Genomic DNA, 8,315 nt, shown 5'->3' on the forward strand with positions numbered 1-8,315 from the left:
CGGGTAATCGGTCCAAATTTCCCCGGTTTTTCGTCACATAGCCACCACTATGATCCTCAAAACCGTGAAAATTTGGCCTCGATTCCCCACTCGGCTCGCTACGGACGCTCAAGCCCGACAGATTCCTAGCTGTAGGCGTCCCTCCCCCCAGCGGGGGGAGGACAGATGGGGGGAGGATGTTCCATGGGGGATCGGTCGTCTCCATACGCGACGTCCCCCCTGTGACCGCAGCGAAGCCGGGTTGGCTGGGCTCGACCACGGTTGTGGCGAGCTTCCCGGCAATCCCCATGCCCCTTTTTGCCCCCCTTGACCCCCTTTGACCGCAAGAGGGCTATGCTCGAATCCCCGCCCAGAAAACGGAAACCCCGCTTCGGGGCGGTTTCCCCATTTGCCCTTCGGCCACCCATGACTCCAGCACCCCATCATCTGCCGCTGTTGCTTGCCCTGGTTTTGGCCCAGCCGGTGGCGGCCCAAGGTTTGGACGACCCCTTCGATACACAAGCCTTGACCCCACCCCCGGTTGGAGAACCCTGTACCCCCGCCCCGCTGGACCAACCCCTGACCCTGCTCGATGCGGTCGACAGCGCCCTGTGCGCAAGCCCCCAAACCCGGCAGATCTGGGCCAGCGCCAAGGTGCAGGGGGCGCAGGTCGGGGTGGCGTTGGGAGGGTATCTGCCCAACCTCGACGCCTCGGTCGCGCTGTCGCGCAGCCAAAGCAATGGGGTCGGACGGACCAACCAAACGGTGGGCGCCTCGTTGAGCTGGCTGCTTTACGACTTCGGCGGGCGGGATGCCCAACACGACAGCGCTCGCGCCCTGCTCGACGCCGCCTTGGCCAGCCAGGCGGCGGGGGTGCAGTCGGTGCTGCTGGCGACGGTCGACGGGTTTTATAAGGTTTGGTCGCTGGAGCAGGCGCTCACAGCCGCTCAGCAGTCCGAGGCGGCGGCCCGCACCAGCTTCGAGGCGGCCCAGGCGAGGCGCCAGGCGGGGACGGCGGCCCGATTCGACGAGCTGACCGCCAAAACCGCATGGAGTCAGGCGCAGCTCACCCGCATCACCGCACAGGGAAACCTCAACAACGCCCGTGGCGGTCTGGCTTCGCTCCTGGGGCGTGGACCCACGGCCCCCCTGACCTTAATCGTTGCCGAACCCTCCCCCCCTTCAGACGCTTTCGCTCAAGAGGTGACGGCGCTACTCGACCAGGCCAAGCGGCAACGCCCCGATCTGCTCGCCCAGGGGTTTCAGGTGGCGTCGGCCCAAGCCCAGGTCGAATCGGCCCGCGCCTCGGGGTTGCCGAGTCTGTCGCTGGGGGCGAGCGCCGGTTGGCAGCGCAGCAGCGGATTGAGCGACAGCCGTTCCACCAGCCTGGGGCTGACCCTCTCGATCCCCCTGTTTTCGGGTTTCACCACCACCTACCGCATTCAGGCCGCCCAGGCCCAGGTCGAGGCGGCCCGCGCCAGCCGCGACCAACTGGCTCGGCAGGTCGCCCTTCAGGTATGGAACGCCTACCAGGCGTTGACCACTGCCATCCAAAGCCTGCGCACCAGTCTCGATCTGCTGGCCAGCGCCCAGGAGTCGGAGCGGGTGGCGCGGGGGCGGTATGAGGCGGGGGTGGGCAACATCCTCGATCTGCTCAATGCCCAGACCGCCAGCGCCAACGCCCGGCAACAACGGGTCCAGGCCCTTTACGATGGGTACCTGGCCAGGATCACCTTGGCCCAGGCGGTCGGGGGGCTCGACCGGGAGGCGATCATTCAACTTGCCCCGGCCCATCCCCCCACTTCGGCCCCTCAGATGGGAGCGCAGCCATGAATCCCCCGCAGTCGCCATCCCTCTCCGCCGACGAATGGCTCCCGGAGCCGCCCCGGCATCGCCGCTGGCCCTGGCTGGTGGCGGCGCTGCTGCTGGCGGGGGGCACGCTGTTTGGGTGGATGCGGGGGGGAGAGAACCCCGACCCGGTTTACCGCACCCTGCCTGTGGAGCGGGGCGACGTGGTGCGGCAGGTCGCCGCCAATGGCACCCTCAACCCGGTCAACGTGGTCAGCGTCGGTACCAATGTCTCGGGGACGGTGAAGAAGCTCTACGTCGATTTCAACGATCAGGTCGAGAAGGGGCAGGTGCTGCTCGAAATCGAGGACGCTCTGCTTGCCGCCCAGGTGCGCCAGAGCCAGGCCTCCCTGGCCAGTGCCCAGGCGGCCCTTGAGCTGGCTCGGCAGACCGAAACCCGCAACCGCGATCTTCTTGCCCAGCAATTCGTCGCCCAGCAAGACCTGGATCAGGCGGTGCAGGGTCGTCAGGCGGCCGAGGCGGCGCTGGCTCAGGCCCAGGCCCAGGCCGAACGGGACCAAATCAACCTGAGCTACGCCGTCATCCGCTCCCCGATCTCGGGGGTGGTGATGGACCGGGAGGTCGATGTCGGGCAGACGGTGGCGGCCAGTTTTCAAACCCCCACCTTAATTAAAATCGCGCAGGACCTAACCCGGATGCAGATCGACGCCAGCTTTGCCGAAGCCGACATCGGCATGATCGAGCCGGGGCAGAAGGTCCGCTTCACCGTCGATGCCTACCCGGAGCGCACCTTCTCGGGGCTGGTGCGGCAGATCCGGCTCAACCCGGCGGTGGAGCAGAACGTGGTCACCTACGACGTGGTGATCGGAGTCGACAACCCCGAGCGGATTTTGCTGCCGGGGATGACCGCCTACGTCTCGATTGTGGTGGCTCAAAGCGCGGACGTGTTGCTGCTTCCCAACGCGGCGCTGCGTTTTCATCCCCGGGACGGGGCGAGCGGCGCCAGCGGCAAGGGGCGCAAGGGCAAGGATGGGGCGACACCGGGGGCGACCGTGTGGGTTCCCGAGGGGGCTGGGATCAAGCCGGTGAAGGTCGCGGTGGGCTTAAGCGACGGACGGATGACCGAGGTGCTCGCGGGTGATCTCAACGAGGGGGATGTGGTGGTGACCGGAGAGACCGGCGCCGCCAGCAGCAACGGCGCGACCCCGCCGCCCGTGATGCGGATGTTCTGATGGGTTTCTGGCCGATTGGCGATGGGGTTGCCGGGGCGGGGCGTTCGACCCTCACGCCAGCCCTCTCCCTGCCAGAGGGAGGGGGCAGGTTGTTGCCCTATCGGGCGGCCTTGCCCGCCTACGTCCCTACCGCTTTCGGGATGAGGAAATGAGGTCATGACGCAACCCCTCATTGAAGTCACCGCAATCGAAAAGGACTACCTCACCCCGGCCGGCCCCTTCCGTGCCTTGCGGGGGGTCGACCTGAGGGTGGCCAGCGGCGATTACGTGGCGGTGATGGGGCCGTCGGGGTCGGGGAAGTCGACCTTCATGAACATCCTGGGTTGCCTCGACCGTCCCAGCCGGGGGCGCTACCGCTTGGCGGGGCACGAGGTGGGGAGCATGGGGCGCGATCAACTGGCCCGCATTCGGGGGGAGGTGATCGGGTTTGTTTTTCAGGGCTTCAACCTGCTGCCCCGCATGAGCCTTGAGGACAACGTCGCCCTGCCGCTGGTCTATGCCGGGGTCGACAAAGCGACCCGGCGGGCGCGAGCGCGGGCGATGCTGGCGCGGGTTGGTCTTGAGGGATATGCCCAGTCGCCCCCCAACAAGATCTCGGGGGGGCAGCAGCAGCGGGTCGCCATCGCCCGCGCCCTGGTCAACAACCCCAGGCTGATTTTGGCCGACGAGCCGACCGGCAATCTCGACACCCACACCAGCGCCCAAATCATGGCGCTGTTCGACAGTCTCAACCGCGAGGGGATGACCTTGGTGCTGGTCACCCACGAGCCCGACATCGCCCTGCATGCCCGCCGTCTGGTCCGGTTTCGCGACGGCAAGATCGCGCACGACGGTGGCCACGAGGGGGGCCACGACGAGGGGAGCCCACCATGATTTGGACCCTGCTCGGTCAGGCCTGGCACGCCATGGGGGCCAACAAAATGCGCACCTTCCTGACCATGCTCGGGATGGTGATCGGGGTCGGAGCGGTGGTGCTGATGATGGCGATGGGACGGGGGGCCGAGGAGCGGGTCAACCAGACGATCCAGTCGATGGGGGCCAACCTGTTTATCGTCTTGGCGGGAGCGGTTACCTCGGGGGGGGCGCGGATGGGTTCGGGGGGGGTCCACACCCTGGTGATCGAGGATGGCGAGGCCATCGCCGAGTTGCCCGGCGTTTTGGCCGCCGCGCCGGTCTACCCCCGCAGCGCCCAGGTGATTCATGGCAATGCCAACTGGAGCACCGCAGTCTACGGGGTCACCCCCGATTACCTGGCGGTACGTTCTTGGGAGATGGCCTCCGGCAGCCCCTTCTTCGACACCGAGGTTCGCTCCGCCACCCAGGTTTGCCTGCTGGGGGAGACGGTGGCGACCAACCTCTTCGGGGGTGAAAACCCGGTCGGCAAGACGATCCGCATCCGCAACGCCCCCTATCTGGTGCTCGGGGTGCTGGCCCGCAAGGGGCAAAGCCTCGACGGTCGCGACCAGGACGACACCATTCTCGTCCCCATTACCACGGCGCAACGCAAACTTTTCGGCACCCGCCACCCCGGCGTGGTACGGATGATCATGGTGCGGGCGACCTCGGCCCAGACGATGGGGGAGGTCGAACGCGAAATGGGGGCGCTCCTGCGCCAGCGTCACCGCGTTCGCGACGGCGAGGAGGACGACTTCACCATCCGCAACCTCTCGGCGGTGGCCGACGCGGCAGCCGAGAGCACTCAGGCACTCTCGACCCTGCTCGGGGCGATTGCCTCGGTCTCGCTGCTGGTGGGGGGGATCGGGATCATGAACATCATGCTGGTCTCGGTGACCGAGCGCACCCGAGAGATCGGCATCCGCATGGCCATCGGGGCGCGTGAGCGCGATGTGTTGATTCAGTTTTTGCTGGAGGCGCTGCTGGTCTCGGTGGTGGGGGGGATGCTGGGGCTGGCGCTGGGGGTTCTAATCGCCCTGGGGCTGGAGCGCTGGGGCGCCATCGACGTGGTCATCACCGGCTCATCGGCCCTGATCGCCTTCGGGGTCGCCGCCTCGGTGGGGGTCTTCTTCGGCTACTACCCGGCCCGCAAAGGGGCCAGGCTCGATCCCATCGAGGCGCTGCGCTATCAGTAGGGCCAAAACCCAAAGGCGGACGCACGCGAAAGCCGCGAAACGCTCTTGACCTGGGAAACACTGAACCAATCAACGCTTGCTCAAGGACAGAGTGAAGCAAAAAGGGCGGAACACGCGCAGCGGCGGAGAGATTCGCCACCGGGGGGTGAGGCCCGAACCGAAGAGGCGACCCAGCGCAGAGCCCCCCCTGGAGGGACGAGCTCCGTCGCGTCCGCCTTTCGTCCACCCACAAAAGCGACACGACGGAGCGTGGCGCTCCAAAGTGCAACACCCACCACCACCGCGTCTGTCATCGGCGGGAATGCCACCCCGTTGAGTCCACCGGTTTTTGTAGGGGGCGTCCCCGACGCCGATGCAGGGGGTCCCCAACCCCGATCCTTTCGCCCCTGAATGGAGCGGTGGATTCGGGGTGTGCCGAGGGCGCTTCGTCGTTGTATTCGACGCTGCGCAAAAACCCAAAGTAGGCGCCTTGAAGCGAGCAACAAGCGAGGGCGGAACAATATCGATGAAAAATCCGGGTTAGGTCGCCTCTTACGACCGCGCACCATTTTGGCGACCCATCCCTGGGCCGCTCGGAAGCGCCAATCAATCAGCGCTTCCTTAGGTGCCTGTCGATCGGCTCAATCGTCCTCCCACCGTCCCCACCGCCCCGGAATCACCACGTTGTCCTCGCTGAAATTCCCCTGTTGAGCCCCCGGATGGCAGGCCATGCAGTTGGCCATGGTTTTGATCTGGGGGTTGGCGGTGATCCAGCGGGCGTCGATCTCGTGGTGTTTGCGCCGTATGTACCGGGTCTCTGAAATGCGCGCCGGGGTTTGATCGGCCGGAATCGAGTCGATCATGCGGCTCGAACGGCGCCAAATACCCGACTCGGCGGCGTTTTGGATCAGGTAGTCGGTCAGTTGGGTCTGGGTCGCCCCGTCGAGGGAGGCGTCGTCGCCGAAGTGGTTGCCCAGGTCGCCCATGATCTTCTTCCAGGAGCGCTGCGGCAGCAGACCGGGAATGTAGGCGGTGTGGCAGGCGCCGCACTCCTGGATGTAGGTCGGATCGAGGGTGATCGGGGCCGAGGAGCCGTGGCGATCGGCTTGGGCACTCAAGGTAGAGGCGAGCGCGATGGCTCCGGCGGTCAGGGCTGTGGCGATGGTTTTCATCCGGTTCTCCTTACAAATTGCGCAGGTAGGTCAAAACGTCGCCCTTGATCTGGGGCGATAGTTCGGCGCCGGTGACCCAGGTGCCGTTGCGTTTGAGCCATTTGGCCATGAAGGCGGGGTCGGTCAGCCGCTGCGGGTTGACCGAAGGGGCGAGCGGGTCGATGAGTTTGCCGGTGTCGGCGTGTTGCCCCCCCTTGCGGGGATCGCCGGTGTGGCAGGTCGCGCAAGAGCGGGCAGCCCCCCCATCCGGGTTGGGGAAGCCCTTGGTCCAGAAGGTTTTGCCCGCCTTGGCCGAGAAAGGTCCGGCCCCCTGGGATTGGTATTCAGCCAGCAGGTCGTCGACCGGTGCCGCTTGAGCGGCGCTCGCCCCCAACAGCAGGGCGGCGGCCATGAGGATGGAACGTTTCATGGGGTTTTCTCCAATGATTGAGGGGGAAGGTGCATGGCCCCCGCGTGAAAGGTGCCCGCCTCGGCGTCGCGGTGGCAGGCTTGGCAGTTGATGGCGCCGCGCACCGCTTGGCTGCGCCAAACCGCGTCGGAAATCTCGCTGTGTTTGTGTTTCCAGTAGGGCAGTTCGGTGATGCGCTGCGGCGCTTGATCGAGGGTGATGCGGTGGGTGAGTTTGTAAGCGGCGCCGGTCGGTAGCCGCTCGGCGGCGTTGACGGTTAAAAAGGCCTCGATGTGGCGGGCGGTGGCGGTGTCGAGGTCGAGGTCCTCGCCGAAGTGGTCGTGTTGTTCGGCCATCATCCGCTGCCAACTGCGTGCCGGAAGCAGCGAGGGGGCAAAAGCCAGATGACAGCTGGCGCATTCTCTTTGCCAGACCGGATTGTTCGGCAACCCGGGGCCCGCAAAAGGGGTGAAGGGGCGCTGCTCGGTGGCACTCGCCCAGGGGAATAGGGCGGTGGCAACGCTGACCACGGCGACCAGCAGCAGCAGGGCGGCGATTCCGGTGTGGTTGTCCACCGAGGCCACGCCGACGATGGGTTTACGCCCGGTGAGCATCGCTAAGGTCAGGTTGTAGCGCAGCAGGCGGCTTTCGACCACCACCCCGGCGACATGAATGCCGACCGCGCCAAGCAGCCCCCAGGTTAGGATTTCGTGCAGCTCGGCCAGGGTCGCGCCGGTTGCCACGTCGATCCCGCCAGCCAACCAGCCGCTGTGTTCCAATCCCCCCAGAGCGCCCCAGCCGAGCAGGGCAATCGACAGCACACCTGCCAGCAACAGCAGGATCATCCACCCCCCCGTGGGGTTGTGGCCCGGTTCATGGCTGGGTTGGCGGCGCAGGATGGCTTGTACATGCCCCCGCACCGCCGACACCCCCCGCACGAAGTCGGCAAACCGGGCATAGCGGCTGCCCACAAATCCCCAGAACAACCGCAAGACAACCAAGCCCCCCGCCAGGGAGCCGACCACCAGATGCAGATAAAGCCAGCGGCTCTCCCCCGAAGTGAGAAAGGCGGTCGCCATGGCGCCGACCAGGAGCCAGTGAAAAAGTCGGGTGGGTAGATCCCAAATACGGGTGGTGTTCATCGAGAGCTTTCCATCAGGGATGCCAGAATGGGCGGCATGATGGGCAGGCAATCGTTTCGGGTGGGTGAACAGACCATGACCGTCTGTTCATACATCGTCAGGGGGGGAGGGGGGCGTGCAGGACAAAAAAAGAGGGCGGCCCGAGGGCCGCCCACCAGTGAGAGGAAGAAGTCCTACCGGTACTACAACAACACAACATCCATTGGCTGGATACCCAGGAGGTCCAGTTTTGGAGCGGTTGGTCGCCCCTAGGTCGGGGAACCTGGGGGCGAGCTAGGCGGGCTAGAGGAGGAGGACCCGCCTATTAGGGTGTTAGTGCAACCTTCATTCTGTAATTTCTGCCTTCCCTGTTGGCCGGGGTCTTAGGTTCTTCTTTGATGCCGCTTTTCACTCACCCTTGAAGGAGAAACGTCATGGCCGTACACGTAGACCCCAGCCACCCCTTGGAGGGGGCTTTTTCGGCGTTGTTGAATCAGGGCCTGGATGGCGCCGGAGAGGCGCTTCGAATTCTGATCAACGAGGCT

7 protein-coding genes are annotated in these 8,315 nt (G+C 65.7%); 4 read left to right on the forward strand and 3 right to left on the reverse strand.

Annotated elements, in window-relative coordinates; translation table 11 throughout:
• The first annotated feature begins 432 nt into the window (after positions 1-432).
• The 4 genes from AUJ55_09230 (at position 433) to AUJ55_09245 (ending at position 5,110) form a co-directional block, all read left to right on the forward strand.
• Positions 433-1,812 (forward strand): hypothetical protein, encoded by a 1,380-nt coding sequence (locus AUJ55_09230; GenBank protein ID OIO56047.1) that lies wholly within the window; start codon positions 433-435, stop codon positions 1,810-1,812.
• Between the two features lie 74 nt (positions 1,813-1,886).
• Positions 1,887-3,020, forward strand: a complete 1,134-nt coding sequence (locus tag AUJ55_09235; GenBank protein OIO56048.1) for an efflux transporter periplasmic adaptor subunit — start codon at positions 1,887-1,889, stop codon at positions 3,018-3,020.
• A 156-nt stretch (positions 3,021-3,176) separates the two neighbouring features.
• On the forward strand, positions 3,177-3,893 hold the full coding sequence (locus AUJ55_09240) for a macrolide ABC transporter ATP-binding protein (protein ID OIO56042.1): 717 nt from the start codon (positions 3,177-3,179) through the stop codon (positions 3,891-3,893).
• On the forward strand, positions 3,890-5,110 hold the full coding sequence (locus AUJ55_09245; GenBank protein ID OIO56043.1) for a multidrug ABC transporter substrate-binding protein: 1,221 nt from the start codon (positions 3,890-3,892) through the stop codon (positions 5,108-5,110). The genes AUJ55_09240 and AUJ55_09245 overlap by 4 nt, the downstream gene beginning before the upstream one ends.
• A gap of 620 nt (positions 5,111-5,730) precedes the next feature.
• Here the strand turns inward: AUJ55_09245 and AUJ55_09250 are convergent.
• Genes AUJ55_09250 through AUJ55_09260 form a run of 3 tightly spaced genes read right to left on the reverse strand, consistent with a single transcriptional unit; the run spans position 5,731 to position 7,791 of the window.
• A complete protein-coding gene (locus AUJ55_09250) occupies positions 5,731-6,261 on the reverse strand; it encodes a hypothetical protein (protein ID OIO56044.1) in 531 nt (176 codons plus the stop codon).
• Between the two features lie 10 nt (positions 6,262-6,271).
• On the reverse strand, positions 6,272-6,670 hold the full coding sequence (locus AUJ55_09255) for a hypothetical protein (GenBank protein OIO56045.1): 399 nt from the start codon (positions 6,668-6,670) through the stop codon (positions 6,272-6,274).
• A complete protein-coding gene (locus AUJ55_09260; GenBank protein OIO56046.1) occupies positions 6,667-7,791 on the reverse strand; it encodes a hypothetical protein in 1,125 nt (374 codons plus the stop codon). Before AUJ55_09260 ends, AUJ55_09255 begins: the two co-directional genes overlap by 4 nt.
• Positions 7,792-8,315: the final 524 nt, after the last annotated feature.

It is taken from the genome of Proteobacteria bacterium CG1_02_64_396 (genome assembly GCA_001872725.1).
Taxonomy (GTDB): Bacteria; Pseudomonadota; MNWR01; order CG1-02-64-396; family CG1-02-64-396; genus CG1-02-64-396.